The organism is Microbacterium trichothecenolyticum, assembly GCF_041938625.1.
Classification (GTDB): Bacteria; Actinomycetota; Actinomycetes; order Actinomycetales; family Microbacteriaceae; genus Microbacterium; species Microbacterium trichothecenolyticum_D.
In genome coordinates this window covers 2,361,716-2,380,703 of sequence record NZ_CP169427.1, presented here as the reverse complement: position 1 = coordinate 2,380,703, position 18,988 = coordinate 2,361,716, and the positions used below count along the sequence as shown (strand labels likewise).

The 18,988-nt window shown below is 70.9% G+C and carries 19 protein-coding genes and 1 tRNA gene; 15 read left to right on the top strand and 5 right to left on the bottom strand.

Going from position 1 to position 18,988, the window contains the following annotated elements; translation table 11 throughout:
• Positions 1-29: 29 nt before the first annotated feature.
• From ACEYYH_RS11070 to ACEYYH_RS11050, 5 genes are all read left to right on the top strand, one after another.
• Positions 30-254 carry a hypothetical protein gene (locus tag ACEYYH_RS11070; RefSeq protein WP_116193241.1) on the top strand — a complete coding sequence of 75 codons (225 nt, stop codon included), beginning with the start codon at positions 30-32 and terminating at the stop codon, positions 252-254.
• A 9-nt stretch (positions 255-263) separates the two neighbouring features.
• Complete coding sequence (nadD, locus tag ACEYYH_RS11065; protein WP_116193242.1) at positions 264-860, top strand: nicotinate-nucleotide adenylyltransferase; 597 nt, start codon at positions 264-266, stop codon at positions 858-860.
• Positions 857-2,059, top strand: a complete 1,203-nt coding sequence (locus ACEYYH_RS11060; protein WP_374974475.1) for a hypothetical protein — start codon at positions 857-859, stop codon at positions 2,057-2,059. The genes nadD and ACEYYH_RS11060 overlap by 4 nt, the downstream gene beginning before the upstream one ends.
• A complete protein-coding gene (gene rsfS, locus ACEYYH_RS11055; RefSeq protein ID WP_374974474.1) occupies positions 2,059-2,439 on the top strand; it encodes a ribosome silencing factor in 381 nt (126 codons plus the stop codon). The genes ACEYYH_RS11060 and rsfS overlap by 1 nt, the downstream gene beginning before the upstream one ends.
• A gap of 71 nt (positions 2,440-2,510) precedes the next feature.
• Positions 2,511-2,583: transfer RNA gene (locus tag ACEYYH_RS11050), tRNA-Ala, on the top strand.
• A gap of 61 nt (positions 2,584-2,644) precedes the next feature.
• Here ACEYYH_RS11050 and ACEYYH_RS11045 read toward each other — a convergent pair.
• Positions 2,645-3,286 (bottom strand): M15 family metallopeptidase, encoded by a 642-nt coding sequence (locus tag ACEYYH_RS11045; protein WP_374974473.1) that lies wholly within the window; start codon positions 3,284-3,286, stop codon positions 2,645-2,647.
• An 87-nt stretch (positions 3,287-3,373) separates the two neighbouring features.
• Here ACEYYH_RS11045 and ACEYYH_RS11040 point away from each other — a divergent pair, with 87 nt between their 5' ends.
• From ACEYYH_RS11040 to ACEYYH_RS11010, 7 genes are read left to right on the top strand one after another with little or no spacing between them, the layout of a single operon-like run.
• Positions 3,374-4,054, top strand: a complete 681-nt coding sequence (locus ACEYYH_RS11040; protein WP_374974472.1) for a response regulator transcription factor — start codon at positions 3,374-3,376, stop codon at positions 4,052-4,054.
• Positions 4,047-5,132, top strand: coding sequence for a sensor histidine kinase (locus ACEYYH_RS11035; protein WP_374974471.1), 1,086 nt, complete (start codon positions 4,047-4,049; stop codon positions 5,130-5,132). The genes ACEYYH_RS11040 and ACEYYH_RS11035 overlap by 8 nt, the downstream gene beginning before the upstream one ends.
• Before the next feature lie 45 nt (positions 5,133-5,177).
• Entirely contained in the window at positions 5,178-5,654 is a 477-nt protein-coding gene (locus ACEYYH_RS11030) for a VOC family protein (protein WP_374974470.1), read from the top strand.
• Positions 5,651-6,793 carry a PQQ-dependent sugar dehydrogenase gene (locus ACEYYH_RS11025; RefSeq protein WP_374974469.1) on the top strand — a complete coding sequence of 381 codons (1,143 nt, stop codon included), beginning with the start codon at positions 5,651-5,653 and terminating at the stop codon, positions 6,791-6,793. The genes ACEYYH_RS11030 and ACEYYH_RS11025 overlap by 4 nt, the downstream gene beginning before the upstream one ends.
• Before the next feature lie 39 nt (positions 6,794-6,832).
• Positions 6,833-7,930, top strand: coding sequence for a putative zinc-binding metallopeptidase (locus ACEYYH_RS11020; RefSeq protein WP_374974468.1), 1,098 nt, complete (start codon positions 6,833-6,835; stop codon positions 7,928-7,930).
• Positions 7,927-9,603 carry an acyl-CoA dehydrogenase family protein gene (locus ACEYYH_RS11015; RefSeq protein ID WP_374974467.1) on the top strand — a complete coding sequence of 559 codons (1,677 nt, stop codon included), beginning with the start codon at positions 7,927-7,929 and terminating at the stop codon, positions 9,601-9,603. The genes ACEYYH_RS11020 and ACEYYH_RS11015 overlap by 4 nt, the downstream gene beginning before the upstream one ends.
• A gap of 25 nt (positions 9,604-9,628) precedes the next feature.
• On the top strand, positions 9,629-10,834 hold the full coding sequence (locus ACEYYH_RS11010) for a glycoside hydrolase family 3 N-terminal domain-containing protein (protein ID WP_374974466.1): 1,206 nt from the start codon (positions 9,629-9,631) through the stop codon (positions 10,832-10,834).
• Between the two features lies 1 nt (position 10,835).
• Here the strand turns inward: ACEYYH_RS11010 and ACEYYH_RS11005 are convergent, their stop codons facing one another.
• The 4 genes from ACEYYH_RS11005 to ACEYYH_RS10990 are packed head-to-tail and all read right to left on the bottom strand — an operon-like array spanning position 10,836 to position 14,249.
• Positions 10,836-11,708 (bottom strand): 3-methyladenine DNA glycosylase, encoded by an 873-nt coding sequence (locus ACEYYH_RS11005; RefSeq protein WP_374974465.1) that lies wholly within the window; start codon positions 11,706-11,708, stop codon positions 10,836-10,838.
• Positions 11,709-11,750: 42 nt separating this feature from the next.
• The gene (locus ACEYYH_RS11000; RefSeq protein ID WP_374974464.1) at positions 11,751-12,464 is read right to left on the bottom strand and encodes an SOS response-associated peptidase; all 714 of its coding nucleotides are present in this window, start codon (positions 12,462-12,464) and stop codon (positions 11,751-11,753) included.
• A 47-nt stretch (positions 12,465-12,511) separates the two neighbouring features.
• A complete protein-coding gene (locus ACEYYH_RS10995; protein ID WP_374974463.1) occupies positions 12,512-13,567 on the bottom strand; it encodes an App1 family protein in 1,056 nt (351 codons plus the stop codon).
• A gap of 4 nt (positions 13,568-13,571) precedes the next feature.
• Complete coding sequence (locus tag ACEYYH_RS10990; protein ID WP_374974462.1) at positions 13,572-14,249, bottom strand: DedA family protein; 678 nt, start codon at positions 14,247-14,249, stop codon at positions 13,572-13,574.
• A gap of 42 nt (positions 14,250-14,291) precedes the next feature.
• On the opposite strand from ACEYYH_RS10990, the gene ACEYYH_RS10985 reads away from it, so the two are divergent.
• The 3 genes from ACEYYH_RS10985 to ACEYYH_RS10975 all read left to right on the top strand — a co-directional run bounded on the left by ACEYYH_RS10985 (position 14,292) and on the right by ACEYYH_RS10975 (position 18,988).
• Positions 14,292-15,608 carry an anthranilate synthase component I family protein gene (locus tag ACEYYH_RS10985; RefSeq protein ID WP_374974461.1) on the top strand — a complete coding sequence of 439 codons (1,317 nt, stop codon included), beginning with the start codon at positions 14,292-14,294 and terminating at the stop codon, positions 15,606-15,608.
• Between the two features lie 61 nt (positions 15,609-15,669).
• The gene (leuS, locus tag ACEYYH_RS10980; RefSeq protein WP_374974460.1) at positions 15,670-18,270 is read left to right on the top strand and encodes a leucine--tRNA ligase; all 2,601 of its coding nucleotides are present in this window, start codon (positions 15,670-15,672) and stop codon (positions 18,268-18,270) included.
• A 157-nt stretch (positions 18,271-18,427) separates the two neighbouring features.
• Positions 18,428-18,988 carry a ComEA family DNA-binding protein gene (locus ACEYYH_RS10975; protein ID WP_374978203.1) on the top strand — a complete coding sequence of 187 codons (561 nt, stop codon included), beginning with the start codon at positions 18,428-18,430 and terminating at the stop codon, positions 18,986-18,988.

Sequence of the window (18,988 nt, the reverse complement as noted above, 5' to 3'; positions counted from 1 at the left end):
CCCCAGAGGCGAACCCGAACGGAGCCCGAATGACAATCGCCACGATCATCGCCTTTGCCGCCGAAGAGTCGGAGCACCACGGCAACGTCGCCCTCGAGACCGTCGGGTACGGGATCACCGCGATCGTGGTCTTCGCCGCTCTGGCGATCGTGACGCTCTCGTACCGCAATGTGGCCAACCGCCACTCGCACAAGGCCGAGGCGTATGCCAAGGCTCACGCGAACGACGTTCAGCGAGCGGGGCACGGCCACTGAGGCGGCTGAATGTCCTTGGCGACAGCCCCGAGAGTCGGGGTCATGGGCGGCACGTTCGACCCGATCCATCATGGGCACCTGGTCGCCGCCAGCGAGGTGGCACAGTGGTTCGACCTCGATGAGGTCGTCTTCGTGCCGACCGGCGAGCCCTGGCAGAAGGCAGACGTCTCGCCGAGCGAGCATCGCTATCTCATGACCGTCATCGCCACAGCATCCAATCCCCGATTCACGGTCAGCCGCGTCGACATCGACCGCGATGGGCCCACCTACACCATCGACACGCTCCGCGATCTGAAGGCCCAGCGGCCGGACGCGGAGCTGTTCTTCATCACCGGTGCCGACGCCATAGCGCAAATTCTCAGTTGGAGGGACCATGATGAGTTGTGGGACCTCGCCCACTTCGTCGCGGTGTCCAGGCCGGGTCATGTTCTGAACACCGACGGTCTGCCCAGCGACGACGTCAGCCAGCTCGAGATCCCCGCCCTCGCGATCTCATCGACGGATTGCCGTGACCGAGTTCAGCGAGGACACCCCGTGTGGTACCTCGTACCCGACGGGGTCGTCCAATACATTGCGAAGCACCATCTCTACCGGAGCAAGGAATGAGTACACCCGAGCACCCGGCGACGCCAGCCCTCACACGTAAGCAGATCCGCGAACTGCGGAACACGGGATCGACTCCCGTCATCACCGCGACCCCCGCCGCCGACGAGGCCCCCGAGTCTCCCGCCGAGGCCGTCGCGGCGCCCCCGGTCGATGCCGCGGCGTCGACTCCGCCGGTGGCGGCCTCCGCGCCGTTCCCGCGCCCGTCCGAGCCCACCGCCGTGGCCCCGGCGCCGGTTCCCGACTCCGCCGTCGACCTGGGCGTGTCTCCGCTCACGCGGCGCCAGGCGCGCCAGCAGGAGCGCATTCGCACCGCGTCGGTGCCTGTGATCACGCCGGAGGTCGTCGCTGCGCACGCCGCCGCCACCGGCGGAGGCGCCCCGACCTTCGCGTTCCCCGTCGCTCCGCCTCCCGTGGCGCCGTTCGACGAGCCCGCGCCCTCGCTCTTCACGCCCGCTCAGGACGACACGCAGGTGTCGACCGACAGCGGCGTGCACGCCCTGTTCGGCATCCCGCGCGAGACCGAGACCACGCCGGCCCCCGTGCCGAGCTGGCAGCAGGCCGCGCCCGCGGCACCGATCGCGGTTCCCGCTTTCGCGGCGCAGCCATCGGCGCCCGAGGTCGAGGACCACTCGTTCGACGATGTGCTGGAGGCTGCTGAGGACGACGAAGCCGACGATCCGGTCGCCGCGCCCAAGGCGGTCAACCCGCTCCTCGGCGCCAGCCTGCTCGACGAGGCACCGGTCGCGGGCCAGCCCGCGGCTGTCGACTTCCCGCCCTCGTTCGACCAGCTCCTGACGCGCACCACCGGCGCGATCGCGATCCCCAACGCGCTCATCGTGTCGCAGGCGCCCGAAGTCGCTCCGCTGGTGGCGCCGGTGACGGCGACCGGCGAGGTCATCGTCACCGGCACGTTCAACCTGCCGGAGGGGCTCGGCTCGACCGGCCACGCGAAGGGCACCGCCGACGGCAAGGAGATCGATGCGACGCTGGTCGACGGCGAGCTGCCGTCGCACTCGTCGCCGACGCCGATCGCCGCCAGCGCGGCCGTCAGCACTGCGAAGGCGCCCGGCGACGTCATCAAGCCGCCAGTGCCCGAGAAGGGCGGCAAGCTCATGATGTCTCTCGCGATCACCGCGGGCGTGCTGGCCCTCGCCCTTGTGGGCGTTCTGATCCTCGCCTTCGTGACGGGAGTCTTCTGATGGTGGCGAGTGCGCAGTCCCACGACATGCTCCAGATCGCTGCGGCCGCGGCCGACGCGAAGGGTGGCGAGGATCTCGTCGCCCTCGACGTTTCGGAGCCGCTTCCGCTCGTCGACATCTTCCTCCTGGTCACCGGGCGCAGCGAGCGCAACGTGGCGGCGATCGCCGACGAGATCGAGGACAAGCTGCTCGAAGCGGGCCACAAGCGCCTGCGTCGCGAAGGCCGTGAGGAGTCGCGGTGGATCCTCATCGACTTCGGCGACCTGGTGGTGCACGTGTTCCACGAGCAGGAGCGTGTCTACTACGGCCTCGAGAGGCTGTGGAAGGACTGCCCCGTGGTTCCGATCACGCTGCCCGCGCGAGCGACCGTCGAGGAGTGATCCTGGTACGGAGCACCCCTCGGAGTGTTGTAAGCTAGACGAGTTGCCCCGCGAGAGCGGGAACAACGTCCGGGCCTGTGGCGCAGCTGGTAGCGCACCTGCATGGCATGCAGGGGGTCAGGGGTTCGAGTCCCCTCAGGTCCACCGAAAAGGCCGCCCGATGAGGGCGGCCTTTTGCTGTGCCCGACCGCCGCGGCACCCGGCGTCACCCGTGCAGACGCGGATCCTCGGTGGGATCGGTGTAGGGAGGCGGGCAGCCCTGTTCGACCGCCTCCGCGCGAAGCTCGAGGTGCCACGCCTCGTTCCCATAGGTCTGGCAGAGCCCGTAGGCGGCACCATGGTCGGCCAGCCACTCCACCGCGTCGTACGACCCCACGTCCACCGCATCGCCCGCGACGTGCGCCGACGTCGTGGAGGATGCCACCCAGCGCGCGGCCTCATCCGCTGAGCCGTACTGCTCGACCGCCTCCTGGACGAGGCGGTCCTGGTACTCGGCCGAGCGCCAGCCGCTGTTCACCCGGATCACGATGTCGCCGGCCGCCGCGTCGTGCGCCGCGCGCTGCAGCGCATCGAGCAGCCCGGGCGACAGTCGTGCCACCCCGGGGTACCCCTCGTCGAACGCGGTCGCGCCGTCGGGGAGGAGTCCGTCCTCCGCCGTGACCATTCCGTCGCCCTCGGCCGGCACCCCGGCGGGCGACCGGCCGATGGTGTCCGCGCGCGGGATCGCCGCCGAAGCCGATCGGTACACGGCCACCCCGACGATCACGATGGCGACGATGATGAGGGTCATGAGGGCGAGCCGGAGCACGCGCCGGGATCTCGACGGGGCGGTTGCTGTGGGGATCATGCCACCAGTCGACACACGCGCGTGTTGCGAGGGCGTATCGGCTTTCGGATACGCGGACGATATGCGCCGGCTCGTAGCATCGAGGTCATGCGCGTGCTGGTGGTCGAGGACGAGCCCCTCATGGCGGCGGCGATCCGCGACGGACTGCGCCTCGACGCGATCGCGGCCGACATCGCCGGCGACGGCGATACCGCCCTGGAGCTGCTGAGCATCAACGCCTACGACATCGCCGTGCTCGATCGCGACATCCCCGGCCCCTCGGGCGACGAGGTCGCCGCGCACATCGTACGCTCGGGAAGCGACATCCCGATCCTGATGCTCACCGCGGCGGACCGCATCGACGACAAGGCGACCGGATTCGAGCTGGGCGCCGACGACTACCTGACGAAGCCGTTCGACCTGCAGGAGCTCGTGCTGCGGCTGCGGGCGCTGGATCGCCGTCGTGCGCACAGGCGGCCGCCGGTGCGGCACCTCGCGGGGCTACGGCTGGACCCGTTCCGCCGCGAGGTGTACCGCGACGACCGCTACGTCGCGCTGACGCGCAAGCAGTTCGCCGTCCTCGAGGTGCTCATGAGCGCGGAGGGCGGCGTCGTGAGCGCCGAGGAGCTGCTGCAGCGGGCGTGGGACGAGAACGCCGATCCGTTCACCAACGCAGTGCGCATCACGGTCTCGGCGCTGCGCAAGCGGCTGGGCGAGCCGTGGGCGATCGCCACCGTAGCGGGTGTCGGATACCGGATCGACACCGGGGACGGCCTCGGCCGTGACTAGGGCGCCCGGCATCAGCGTACGGCTCAAGCTCACCCTCAGCTACGCCGGCTTCCTCGTGGTGGCGGGCACGCTCCTGCTCGCCGTGGTGTGGCTGTTCCTCCTCAGGTATGTGCCGGACGGGCAGATCACCGTTCCCGGACCCTTCGTCCCGAACCGCGCGGACCTCATCCGCGCGTTCACACCGGCCGTCTCCTGGGCGCTGCTCTTCCTCCTGGTGTTCGGCCTGCTCGGCGGCTGGATCCTCGCGGGACGGATGTTGGCGCCGCTGGCGCGGATCACCGAGGCAACGCGCCGCGCCACGAGCGGATCGCTGTCGCACCGGATCGCGCTCCCGGGCCGCCAGGACGAGTTCCGCGAGCTCGCGGACAGCTTCGACGCGATGCTGGCGCGCCTCGAAGCTCACGTCGTCGAGCAGCGGCGCTTCGCTGCCAACGCCTCGCACGAGCTGCGGACACCCCTGGCGATCACGCAGACGCTGCTCGACGTCGCCCGAAGGGATCCCGACCGCGACGTCGACGAGCTCATCGAACGCCTGCGCGCCGTCAACGCGCGCGCGATCGACCTCACCGAGGCGCTGCTGGTGCTGAGCCGCGCGGAGCAGGGGTCGTTCACCCCTGAGCCGGTCGACCTGTCCCTCGTCGCCGAGCAAGCGGCCGAGACCCTGATGCCTCTGGCCGAGGCCCGAGGTGTGACCGTCCGCACAAGCGGCGACATCGCCTGGACCACCGGCTCGGACGCCCTTCTGCTCCAGCTGGCGTCGAACCTGCTGCACAACGCCATCGTCCACAACATCCCCGCGCACGGCACCGTCGACGTGGTCACGTCCGCAGACGGCGCCACGGTGGCGCTCGTCGTCGAGAACACCGGCGCGGTGATCAGCCCCGAGCGCGTGGCGACGCTGACCGAGCCGTTCCAGCGCGGGAGCGAGCGCGCCCGCACCGGCGACCACGCCGGCGTGGGGCTGGGCCTGGCGATCGTCCGCAGCATCACGGACGCCCACGCCGGGGCTCTCGTTCTCGCAGCGAGGGCGGAAGGGGGCCTGCGCGTCACGGTGCGGCTGGGGGCGCAGCATCCGTGATCCCGACCATTGCGCGGGTGCGACACGTCGACAAGGGTGGAACGCATGAGCGCAGTGACCCCGTTCCTCTGGTTCGACGACGCCGCTGAGGAGGCCGTCACGTTCTACACCGGCCTGATACCCGACTCCGAGCTCGTGACGATCGACCGGTACCCCGACGAAGTGCCGGGCATGGGCGGGAAGGTCATGCACGTGCATTTCCGGCTCGGCGGCCGCGACTACTACGGGATGGATGCCGGCCCGCAGTTCCCGTTCACGGAGGCCGTCTCGCTCTACGTCGCGTGTCGCAACCAGGCGGAGGTCGACCGCTACTGGGACGCCCTGACGGCGGACGGCGGTCAGGAGCAGCCCTGCGGCTGGCTCAAGGACCGCTGGGGGCTGTCGTGGCAGATCATCCCCGACCGGCTCGTGGAGCTGATCCGGCACCCCGACCCCGATGTCGCCCACCGCGCCGTGCAGGCGATGCTCAGGATGCGGCGCATCGACCTCGCGGCTCTCGAGGCGGCCGTGGCGGACGGATGAGACGCGAACCCCGGTGGGCGGCGGTCGGATGCCTCGTCCTGGCGCTGACCGCGGCATCCGGGTGCAGCGCCCCGGCGACGCGGCCGGCGCCCTCGTCGCAGGCGCCCACGATCGGCCCGAGCACGGCCGGCCCGGCGGCTCAGACCTGGTGGCGGGCCGGCGAGGTCACCGGCACGCTCGCCTCGGAACTCGTGGCCCCGTGGTCGGTCGTGCCCCTCGAGGCCGGGGGAGCACTCATCTCTGAACGCGGAGACGGCAGGGTGCTCGAGCTCACCGCGGACGGCGAGGTCCGGACGGTCGGCGTGATCGAAGGCGTGGTGTCGGGCGGCGAATCCGGCCTCCACGGACTCGCCATCCGCGGGACCGACGACGCACCCATGCTCTACGCGTACTTCGGCGCGGCCGACGACAATCGCGTGGCACGGATGCCGCTGATCGGCGAGCCGGGATCCTTCGCGCTGGGCGCGCCTGAGGTGATCATCGAGGGCATCGCGCGGGCGAGCACGCACGACGGCGGCCGTCTCGCCTTCGGACCGGACGGGTACCTGTACGTCACGACGGGGGACGCGCAGCAGCGCGATGCCGCGCAGGACCCCGACGCCCTCAACGGGAAGATCCTGCGCGTGACCGCCGACGGCGATCCCGCCCCCGGCAATCCGTGGGACACCCGCGTGTGGTCGATGGGGCATCGGAACGTTCAGGGGATCGCGTGGACGGCCGACGGCACGATGTGGGCGAGCGAGTTCGGTCAGAACGCGTGGGACGAGCTCAACCGCATCGAACCGGGGGCGAACTACGGCTGGCCCGTGGTCGAGGGGATCGCCGGGCGCGACGGGTTCACCGATCCGGTGGCCCAGTGGCCGACGAGCGACGCGAGCCCCAGCGGCATCGCCGCCCGCGGCGACACGGTGTTCATGGCGGGGCTCCGCGGCGAACGGCTGTGGCAGATCGACACCGACGCGGGCGAGATGCGCGGCGAACCCGTCGCCGCGTTCGTCGGTGAGCACGGGCGACTGCGAGACGCGGTCACGCTGCGCGACGGGTCGCTGTGGCTGCTGACCAGCAACACTGACGGCCGCGGCTCGCCGCGGGCGGTCGACGATGTGCTGCTCCGGGTGGAGCTCGTCCCCGTGCCGTGACCGCGCGTCCGCGCCGCCGCGGCACGCTACGGTGAGACCGTGACCTCGCAGCCCCGCTGTCCGCATTGTCGCCACTTCGTCTACCTGGACACGCTGCAGTGTCCGAACTGCGAAGCCGAGATCGGCTACCACATCCCGACCCGTGAGTTCTTCGGAGTCCGCCATGGCCAGGCCGTCATCGACGGCGAGACCTGGTACACCTGCTCGAACCGCGAGTGGGCGTGCAACTGGCTGGTGTGGGAGAACGCGCCGGCCGGCCGCTGCTTCTCGTGCCGGCTCACGCGGCGCCGCCCCGCGGCCGACGACACAGTAGCCCTCGAGAAGCTGGCCAAGACCGAAGAGGCGAAGCGCCGGCTGCTCCTGCAGCTCGCCGACCTCGGCCTGCCGATCGTCGGGTGGGACGTCGAGAAGGGCGGGCTCGGCTTCGACCTGATCTCGAGCCTCTCCGACGGCAAGCCGGTCACCATCGGGCACGCCAACGGCATCATCACGATCGACCTGGCGGAGAGTCTCGACGACCGGCGGGAGACGCTGCGGGTCCGGCTCGGCGAGCCGTACCGCACGATCCTCGGGCACCTGCGCCACGAGGTCGGGCACTACTACCAGAACGTCCTGCTCGCCGATGACGAGCTCTGGGCACGGTGCCGCGAGCTCTTCGGCGACGAACGCACCAGCTACCGGGACGCACTCAAGCGTCACTACACGTTCGGCGCGCCTTCGAACTGGCACGAGGCGTTCATCTCGGAGTACGCGACCATGCACCCCTGGGAGGACTTCGCCGAGACGTTCGCCCATTACCTCCACATCACCGGAACGCTGCAGACCGCCGCGGTCATCGGCATCCATCTCGACGCGACGGTGACCAACCTCCGCGACACGGATGTCGTGCCACTCGAGTCGTACGAGAACGAGCCGATTCAGCGCCTCCTCACCGACTGGGAGTGGTTGTCGCAGGCGTTCAACCGCATCAACCGGTCGATGGGCTTCGGCGACCTGTACCCGTTCACGATCGTCACGCCGGTAAGACACAAGCTCGCATTCGTCCACGACATCGTGACGCGTGCGCCGCTCAGCCCGGGTGAGCAGTACACGCTGGCCATGGCGGGAGCCGGAGCAAGGGAGACCGAGACGTCATGACGTCGTTCGCGCGGGGGCAGCGGGTGATCGGTGCGGCGACGCACTACGTGGAGAACCAGCCGCCCTGGCGCGTCGACCTCGACGAGTACACGCTCAACGTCCCGCTCGGCGCGGCGGTCCGCGCGTTCGGAGCGGAATGGGCCGAGGACGGACTCCGCGAGGCCGGCGTGCTCGTCGGATCGGGATCGTTCCAGCGTGACGCGCATCTCGCGAACGTGCACACGCCCGTCGCGCACGCCCACGACCGCTGGGGATATCGCCTCGACGAGGTCGAGTACGACCCGTCGTATCACCGCGTGATCGCGGACGCCGTCGCGCGCGGGGCGCACACCTCCGCATGGGCGGACCCCCGCCCGGGGGCGCACGTCGGCCGGGCGGCGATGTTCATGCTGTTCGCGCAGGTGGAGCCCGGGCACGCGTGCCCGGTGTCGATGACGCACGCCGCCGTAGCCTCGATCGAAGGATCCCCGTGGGTGGCGGAGGAGTGGATCCCACGCATGTACTCCCGCGACTACGACCCCCGGCTCATCGTCGACGGCGGCAAGGGCAGCGCCCTCATCGGTATGGCGATGACCGAGAAGCAGGGCGGCTCCGACGTCCGCGCGGGCACGACGCTCGGCGAGGCGATGGGTGGGCACGCCTACCAGCTCACCGGCCACAAGTGGTTCTGCTCCGCGCCGATGTCGGACGGATTCCTCGTGCTCGCCCACACGCGCAGCGGGGGCGTCGACGAGGGCCTCACGTGCGTGTTCGTGCCCCGGATGCTCCCGCACGACATGCGCAACGTGTTCCGCATCCAGCGACTGAAGGACAAGCTCGGCAACCGCTCGAACGCGTCGGCGGAGGTCGAGTTCGACGGCACCGTCGGCTTCCTCGTCGGCGAGCCCGGCCGCGGCGTGCGCGCGATCATCGAGATGGTGCAGCGCACGCGTCTCGACTGCGTCCTGGGCACGGCCGCGGGCATGAGGCAGTCGGTCGCCGAGGCAGTGTGGCACGCGCGCGGTCGCGAGGCGTTCGGTGCACTCCTGGTCGACCAGCCCGCGATGACCGGCGTGCTCGCCGACCTCGCCCTCGAGTACGAGGCGGCGATGCTCACCGGCCTGCGCCTCGCGCAGCTCTTCGAGGCCGAGGCATCCGATCGCGATATCGCCCTCCGCCGTCTCGCCACACCGGTGTCGAAGTACTGGGTGTGCAAGCGGGGTCCCCACCACGCGTACGAGGCGCTCGAGTGCCTCGGCGGCAACGGCTACACCGAGACCTTCCCGCTCGCCCGGCGCTACCGTGAGCAGCCCGTCATGGCGATCTGGGAGGGCTCGGGCAACGTCATCGCCCTCGACGTGCTGCGCGCGCTCACCCGCGACCGCGCGTCGGGTGAGGCCTTCGCCGACGAGCTCGCGACCACGGCCGGCGTCTCGGCGGTGCTCGACCGGCACGTGGAGCGCACCCTCTCCCTCCTGCAGCGCCTCGTGGCCGATCCGGACGAGGCTTCGGCTCAGGCCCGCCGCCTCAGTGAGGACCTCGCCCTGGCGTTCCAGGCGTCCCTCATGCTCCGTCACGCGCCGGGGCTCGACGCCGATACGTTCATCACGGCCCGGCTGGGCGAGGATCGCGGCGCACAGTACGGCGTGCTGCCTTCGGGGACGGATGCCGCGGCCATCGTCGGCCGCCACTGACCGCCACCGCGCTTAGGCTGTCTGAGTGACTGCGGCGCGACGTTCCCTCCTGTTCGCCGCGGTCGTCGCAGCCGCGGCGATCGCCTCTGCGTCGTGCGCGGCGACCCCCACCGCGAAGCCGTCGCCGACCTCGTCACCGTCGGCCGCGGCGACCCCGACGCCCGCCGCCGCGGGGCTCACGCCGGCTGAGCAGGCCGTCTCCGCGATGACGCTGCGGGAGCGCGCGGCGAGCGTCGTGATGGGCCACATTCCGACGACGGATGCTGCGGCCCTGCGCTCGTACATGGAGTCCACCGATGCCGGCGGCTTCATTCTGATGGGCGCGAACATCCCCGCCGACGAGGCGGCGCTCGAGGAGCTCACCGCCGCGCTCACGGTCGACCCGGCACAGCCGCCGCTGATCGCCATCGACCAGGAGGGCGGCGACGTGTCCCGGCTGCCGTGGGACGACTTCCCGTCCCCACTCGACCTGCAGCAGGCCGATGCCGCCACCGTGGAGGCCGCGTACGCCGGCCGCGGGGCGCTCGTCCGCCAGGCCGGCATCCCCGTGAACTTCGGCATCGTCGCGGACGTCACCGCCGACCCGAACTCGTTCATCCATCGCCGGATCCTCGGCACGACGCCCGACACGGCCGCCGGGCACGTGGCGGCGGCGGTCGGCGGCGAGAGGGGGAACGTGTTCTCGACGCTCAAGCACTTCCCGGGCCACGGGGCGGCGCCCGGGGACTCCCACTCGTCGGTCCCGTCGACGCCGATGCCGCTCGACCAGTGGCGCACCACCGACGCGCTGCCGTTCCAGGCGGGGGTCGACGCGGGCGCCGAGCTGCTCATGTTCGGTCACCTGGCGTACACCGCCGTCGACCCTGCGCCCGCGAGCCTCTCACCGGAGTGGCACCGCATCGCGCGCGAAGAGCTCGGCTTCGACGGCGTCACCATCACAGACGATCTCGGCATGCTGGAGGGCTCGGGCCTGCCCGAGTACGCCGACCCTGTCGCGAACGCCGTCGACGCCCTCGCGGCCGGCAACGACATGGTGCTGACCGTGGTGTATTCGACACCCGAGACGGCGCCGCAGATCGTCGACGGCATCGTCAGCGCGGTGGAGTCGGGCGCGGTGCCCGCGGAACGACTGGAGGAGGCGGCGACCCGCGTGATGGAGCTGCGCCTGGCCGTCGCCGAGGCCGGAGACGGCGAGCTCCCGTGCACGACGTGCGCGGATCCTGCCGAGTGAGTCAGCCGCCGGCGATCTCGATGAGCCGGGCGCGGACGACCTGTCCGCGCTCGGCGAAGCCGCGCTGCTCGCGCACGTAGGCGGCCTTGCCCTCGGCGGTCTCTATCCGGACGGCGTCGTAGCCCCACTCCGCGAGGTCGTACGGCGACGCGCGCATGTCGAGCACGCGGATGTCACGCGCCAACTCGAAGGCATCGAGCAGGACTTCGCCCGGCACGAGCGGCCCGAGCTTGACCGCCCACTTGTACAGGTCCATGCCGGCGTGGAGGCAGCCGGGCTGCTCCAACTCGGCCTGACTCTCGCGAGTGGGCGTGTCCCGGTTGCGAGGAACGGCAGCTGGCGTGAAGAACCGGAATGCGTCGAAGTGCGTGCAGCGGAGGTCGTGGGCCTCGACCACCGCGTCGGTCGCGTCCTGCGCCAGCCGGAGCGGAACGGGATGGCGGTGCTCCGGCTTCCGGTACACCATGGCCCACTCGTGAAGGCCGAAGCACCCGAAACCGGCAGCACGGCCGGCGGTGGCTCGGAGGATCCGCGCGACGTTCGTGACGAGCGCGCCCCGCTCGGCACGGAAGCCTTCGCCATCGACGGCGATCGCGCCGGGCACCCTGCCCGGCCGGTACCAGCGCCATTCGGCGCGGGCGTCGGTGGCCGCATCCGCCAGCTCCACCCCAGCGCCCGGATGCCAGCGGTGCAGCACCGCCGGCTTGTACGAGTAGTACGTGAAGAGGAAATCCTCGACGGGGTGCGTCTCGCGGCGCGCGGCTCGCGCGCGATGCGCCGCCGTGAGGGCTCGGGCGCGCTCCTCGTGGGCGGACTCACGCTCGCGCCAGACACCGCCGGCCAGAACCTGGGCTTCAGGAGGCGCGATCGTCACCGTTCGAGGATACGCGGGGCGCCGCCGCACTCTGGGCAAGAATCAGGACTCGACGGGTTCGATGAGCTCCGGCGAGTTGTTGCGCACGTTGCCCACCGCCGTCGACACCTCATAGTCGGCAAGGGTGTCGGCGAGGGCCGGGGCCGCGTCGATGGCCGCGTCGAGCACATCGCGCACGTTGTCGGTCGTGGGGTCGAGCCACGCGTCGGCGTGGTCGGGGTCGAGGAAGAGGGGCATGCGGTCGTGGATCGAGCCGAGGTGCCCGATCGAGTCACGGGTGAGGATCGTGAAGCTCAGCAGCCACCGCTCGGGGTCATCCTCGCCCTTCGTCTTGTCGCGCCACCATTCGTACAATCCGGCGAGGAACAGCGGCTCGCCGTCGGCGGGGTGGATGTAGTGAGGGATCTTCGTGCCGTCGACGTTCTTCCACTCGTAGTACCCCGACACGGGCACCACGGCGCGCCGCTTTTCGAGCGCGCTGCGGAACATCGGCTTGTCTTCGAGCTCTTCCGCCCGCGCATTGAACGCGCGCGCACCGATCTTGGTGTCTTTCGCCCACGACGGGATGAGGCCCCAGCGGGCCGCCTCGAGCCGGCGCGTCGGCGGCTCGGTCTTCGCCGAGTCGAGCACGATGGCGGCGCTGCTGGTGGGAGCCACGTTGTAGGACGGCTCGGGAAGGTCGTCGCCCTCGACATCGACGCGCAGCACCCCGACGAGGTCGGAGCCGGCACTGGCCACTACGAAGCGTCCGCACATGCGGCCAGCCTACGCGGGGGCGCGGACACCGGTGCAGGCGGGATCGGTCAGGCTTCGAGCGCGCCGGCGGCACCGAGGACGCCGACATCCTCCAGCCGCTCCAAGAGCCCCGCTCCGTCGCTGTCGCTCACCCACGGCACCTCGGCGGCCGCGTGGTCGTTGACCGCCGTGCGCCCGCCCGCGAGCACCGCCTCCGCGGGGGAGAGGCGTCGGATCGCGACGGCCACCACTCGAGACGGGTGCTCGTCCGTGAAGGTCGTGTAGATCGCGTCGTCGTGCTGGCCGTCGTCGCCGATCAGCAGCCACCGCACGTGCGGGAACTCCTCGGCGAGGCGGCGCAGGTTGGACAGCTTGTGCGCTCTGCCGCTGCGGAACCAGCGATCGTGGGTGGGGCCCCAGTCGGTGAGCAGGAGCGCACCCGGCGGGAAGACGTGGCGGCTGAGGAACCGGATCAGCGTCGGCGCGATGTTCCATGCGCCGGTGGAGAGGTAGATGAGCGGGGCGCCGGGGTTCTCGCGCACGACGCGCTCCATGAGAACCGCCATGCCGGGCACCGGCTGGCGTGCGTGCTCGTTCACCACGAACGAGTTCCAGGCGGCGAGGAGAGGGCGAGGGATGGCCGTGACCATCACGGTGTCGTCGACGTCCGAGACGATCCCGAACCGCACGTCCGGTGCGACGATGTACGCCCGCGTCTCGACCGGCGAGCCGCCTTCCACCGACATCGTGAAGGTCTGCCAGCCGGGCTCGAGGTCCGCGGGGAGCCGGGTGTCGATCACTCCGCCCCGGTCGGCGACCACCTCGTGGTCGACGCCCGCGACCGTCACGGTGACCTGCGCGTAGCCGATGGGAACGGCCGCGAAGCTGCGCCAGCCGCGCACGCCGGCGTATTCGCCCGAGGTCGTCTCCTTGACCGGCGGGACGATCATCACCCGGCCGAGGACGCGCACCCAGTCAGGGCCGCCGTAGCCGGGGAACGGAGCGACGGTGGGCGTCTGGCCGCGGCGTCGCGCACGCCGTTCGCGCCACGAGTGGAACCGGTACTCCAGGCGCGCGAACCACAGGACCTTTGCGCGCACATTCTGGGGATCGGTGTGGGGCACCCCTTCAGTCTTTCACGTCCGCCACCGACGACTCGTCCGGGCCCTCGTGCTCCAGGTGCTTGCGCTCGGCGCGCTCGATGATCTTCTTGCTCACGAACACGAGCACCAGGAACAGCACGATGACGCCTACGAAGATGTAGCCGGCGTAGTGCAGCTGGTCGGCGAGCTCGCGGTAGGTGCCTGCCGCGACGGCGGCGACCGAGATGTAGAGCGTCGACCAGATCACGCACGCCGGGATCGTCCAGGCGAGGAACCGGCGGTAGGGGTAGCCGCTCATCCCGACGGTGAGCGGAACGAGCGAGTGGAGCACCGGGAGGAAGCGCGAGATGAAGATGGCCGGGCCGCCGCGTCGGCGCAGGTACCGCTCCGAGCGTGCCCAGTTCTCCTCGCCGATGCGCCGGCCCAGCCTCGAGTGCTGGATGTGCGGGCCGAGGTAGCGTCCGAGCCAGAAGCCGATGCTCTCGCCGATGAGGGCGCCGATGACCACCGCGATCCCGAGGATCACACCCTCGAGCACAGACGAGACCGCGGTTCCGGCGACGATCACGATCGTGTCGCCGGGCACCACCAGTCCGATCAGCACGCTGGTCTCGAGCATGATCGCGAAGCCGGCGAGAAGCGTCCTGACGATGGGGTCGACGCTCTGGACGGCGTCGAGCAGCCACGTCAGGAACTCGTTCACGCCATGAGCCTAGAGGTCCGCGGTCCCCTCTAACCTGGGAAGATGACGGAGCCCCTCGCCGCCGCGGACGTCGCGCACTGGGTGGATCCGGCATTCGTCTTCGCCGCCGTCTTCCAGAGCGAGCCGCACTGCTTCTGGCTCGATGCCGGACCCGACGCGCGCGAAGGGTGGAGCTGGATCGGCGCGGGGACTCCCGACGACCCGGCGCGCGTGAAGATGACGGCGTGCATCGCCGCATCGCGGCCCGACGGAGGGAGCCCGTTCCGAGGCGGCTGGGTCGGCTGGACGGGGTACGACGATGCCGCCGCGCGCGCGGGGGCGCCCGCGTACGGCGAGGCCGATGGCGTCCCGCCGGACCTCTGGCTGCGTGTCGACCGCTTCGTCGCGTTCGACCACGCGCGGCGTCTCGTCCGCGTGTACGCGCCTGCCGATGAGCTTCACGCGCTCGTCACCGCGGCCGCCGCGGCGACCGCCCCGCCCGCGCACCCCTCACCCGCCGAAGCTCTCGGCGCCGCGCACGCTCGCCACCGCCCGGACGAGTACGCCGCGCTCATCGAAAGCTGTCGCGGAGCGATCCGCGAGGGCGACGCGTACCAGCTGTGCTTGACGACGCGCTTCGAGGTCGAGGCATCCGTCGATCCTGTCGAGGTCTATGCCCGCCTGCGCGCGGCGACGCCCGCACACCACGGGGGATTCGTGCGGTCGGGCGGCATCGCTCTGCTCAGCGCGAGCCCGGAGCAGTTCCTGCACGTCGACCACGGCTCGGACGGCGGCGCGGTCGTGCGCACGCGGCCGATCAAGGGCACCCGGCCGCGCGGCACGGACCCGACCGCCGATGCCGCCCTGGCGGCCGAGCTGCGCGCGAGCGAGAAGGAGCGCGCCGAGAACGTGATGATCGTCGATCTCATGCGCAACGACCTCTCGCGCGTGTGCGCGGATGGCACCGTGGGCGTCGATGCCCTGCTCGAGGTCGAGTCGTATCCCGCGGTGCACCAGCTGGTGAGCACGGTGTCAGGCCGGCTCGCCGCCGGAACGACCGTCGACGACCTGCTGGCGGCGACCTTTCCCGCGGGCTCGATGACGGGCGCGCCGAAGCTCTCGGCGATGACGATCCTCCACGGCCTCGAACGCGCACCGCGCGGCGTCTTCTCCGGCTGCTTCGGATGGGTCGGCGATGACGGCGCGCTCGATCTCGCGATGGTGATCCGCTCGATCGTCGTCCGCCCCGACAGCGCGTACGTGGGCGCGGGGGGCGGGATCACGTGGCGATCGGATGCCGCGGCCGAGGTCGCCGAGGTGGGCATCAAGGCCCGCGGGCCCCTCGCCGCGCTGGGCGCCGCACTGCCGCCGGGCTGGTGAACCGCCCGTTCCGCTAACCTGGAAGACGCGCTTCGCGCGCTGCGCGCGCTTTCCGGCTTCCATGATTGGCACTTTCCACGTGAGTCAGACCGAAACCCCCGACACCTCTGCGCCCACAGAGGGCTACGACGCCTACTCGATCCAGCAGAAGTGGCAGGCGCGCTGGGCCGAGGCCGACCCGTTCCGCGCCGGCGGCGCCGACGACACGCGCCCTCGAAAGTACGTGCTCGGCATGTTCCCGTACCCTTCCGGCGACCTCCACATGGGCCACGCCGAGAGCTACGCGTACGTCGACATCGTGGCGCGGTTCTGGCGCCACCGCGGCTACAACGTCCTGAACCCGATCGGGTGGGACTCGTTCGGCCTGCCCGCCGAGAACGCGGCGATCCAGCGCGGGGCCGACCCGCGCGAGTGGACGTACGCGAACATCGAGCAGCACAAGAAGAGCTTCCGCGAGTACGGCTCGTCGTACGACTGGAGCCGCATCCTCCACACGAGCGACCCGGAGTACTACCACTGGAACCAGTGGCTGTTCCAGCGTCTCTACGAGCGCGGCCTGGCCTACCGCAAGGAGAGCCCGGTCAACTGGTGCCCCGTCGACCAGACGGTGCTCGCGAACGAGCAGGTCATCGACGGACACTGCGAGCGCTGCGGCGCCGAGGTGATCAAGAAGAAGCTCACGCAGTGGTACTTCAAGATCACCGAGTACGCCGACCGGCTGCTCGACGACCTCAACCAGCTCGAGGGCTTCTGGCCGCAGAAGGTCATCCGCATGCAGCGGAACTGGATCGGCCGCTCGGTGGGCGCCGACATCGACTTCGAGATCGAGGGCCGGGACGAGAAGGTCACCGTGTTCTCGACTCGTCCCGACACGCTGCACGGCGCGACCTTCATGGTCGTCGCGCCCGACAGCGACCTGGCCGCGGAGCTCGCCGCCGGCTCGTCGGCCGACGTGCGCATGCGCTTCCAGGACTACCTCGAGAGCGTGCAGCGCGAGACCGAGATCGAGCGTCAGAGCACCGACCGCCCGAAGACGGGCGTGTTCCTCGACCGGTTCGCGATCAACCCCGTCAACGGCGAGCGCCTGCCCATCTGGGCCGCGGACTACGTGCTGGCCGACTACGGGCACGGCGCCGTCATGGCGGTGCCCGCGCACGACCAGCGCGACCTCGACTTCGCGCGCGCCTTCGACCTGCCCGTCAAGGTCGTCGTCGACACCACAGCCCCGATCACCGGTGCGATCCCCGTCATCGAGCTCGACGAGGAGGGGGTGCCGATCGATCCCGGCCCCGTCGAGACCCTGGCCGACCTCGATCCCGCGACCACCGGCATCGCGCTGACCGGAGACGGCCGTGTCATCAACTCCGGCTCGCTCGACGGCCTGTCCAAGCGCAACGCGATCGCGCGCATCATCGAGCAGCTCGAGGCCGCCGGCACCGGGCGCGCGGCGAAGTCGTACCGCCTGCGCGACTGGCTCATCTCGCGCCAGCGGTTCTGGGGCACGCCGATCCCGATGATCCACACCGAGGACGGCCGCATCGTGCCCGTCCCGGAGGACCAGCTGCCGCTGCGTCTGCCCGACGCGCACGGTCTCGATCTCGCGCCCAAGGGCACGTCGCCACTGGGCGGCGCGACCGAGTGGATGAAGACGACCGACCCCGAGACGGGCGAGCCGGCCCAGCGCGACGCCGACACGATGGACACGTTCGTCGACAGCTCGTGGTACTTCCTGCGGTTCCTGGCGCCGAACGACCCGAACGAGGCGTTCCCGTCGCGCGAGGCCGACCGCTGGGCGCCCGTCGACTCGTACATCGGCGGTGTGGAGCACGCGATCCTGCACCTGCTCTACGCGCGCTTCATCACGAAGGTCCTCTTCGACATGGGGCTCATCGACTTCACGGAGCCGTTCTCGAGCCTGATCAACCAGGGCATGGTGCTCCTCGACGGCTCGAAGATGTCGAAGTCGAAGGGCAACCTCGTCGAGTTCGCGTCGAGCATGATCGACCCCGGCGCCGACGCGGTGCGCACCGCCATCGCGTTCGCGGGCCCGGTCGAGGACGACATCAACTGGGAGGACGTGTCGACCACCGGCGCCCAGAAGTTCCTCGCGCGCGCCTGGCGCGTCGCGACGGACGTCGCGAGCGACCCCGATGTGGTGTGGGCCGAGGGCGACGCGTCGCTGCGCCGCGTGACGCACCGCCTCCTCGCGGACGCACCGGGGCTGGTCGAGCAGACGAAGTTCAATGTGGTCGTCGCCCGCCTCATGGAGCTGGTCAACGCGACGCGCAAGGTGATCGACACGGGCGCGGGCCCCGCCGACCCCGCCGTGCGCGAATCCGCCGAAGCCACCGCGATGATCCTCGATCTGTTCGCTCCGCACCTCGCGGAGGAGATGTGGGAGGTTCTCGGGTACGACGGCTTCGTCGGCCTGGTGCCGTGGCGCAACGCCGACCCGACCCTCCTCGTCGAGGAGAGCGTGACGGCGGTCGTGCAGATCGACGGCAAGGTGCGCGGCACTCTGCGGGTGCCTGCGCGCATCGACGCCGCCGAGCTCGAGCGCCTCGCCCGCGCCGACGAGAAGGTCGTCCGCTCGCTCGCGGGCCGCGAGATCACGCGCGTGGTCGTCCGCCCGCCGAAAGTCGTGAGCTTCAGCACGCACTGACCCTCCTCCACAGGAAGTCCGGGTCCCGGGGGTATGCACATCCTCGGGACCCGCCGCATCTGCGGCGCCACGCACCTCCTAGCGTGGGGTGGTGACAGCCGGCGACCGCTCCGATGGCACATCGGCCGAGCCACCGGCCGCGCGCCGCCGTCTCGGGATCGGCGCCGTCGTCGTACTCGTGATCGCCGCGCTCGCGATCACCGTCGGCATCGGCATCCTCCGCGGTGCGGTGGCCCCGGTCGATGAGGTCGTCGTCGACCAGACGCCCGCGGCAACGCCGACGTCGGCGGGCGAGCTGTACGTCCACGTCTCCGGTGCGGTGCAGACGCCCGGCCTCTACGTGCTTCCCGCCGGCTCGCGCGTCGTCGACGCCGTCGCGGCCGCGGGCGGCTTCGCCGGCGACGCCGACCGTGACGCTGTCAACCTGGCCCGCACCCTCGACGACGGCGAGCAGCTGCCCGTCCCACGCGAGGGCGAGGTGCCGCCCGCGGCGGCGGCCGGCACCGGCTCCGCGTCGTCCCGCGACGGGCGCGTGGACCTCAACACGGCCGACGCGACACTGCTCGAGACCCTTCCGCGCATCGGACCCGCGCTGGCGGAGCGGATCATCACGTGGCGCGACGACAACGGCGGGTTCACGAGCATCGAGGACCTCCTCGCCGTCCCCGGAATCGGTGACAAGATGCTCGAGTCCCTTCGCGACCTCGTGACGGTGTGA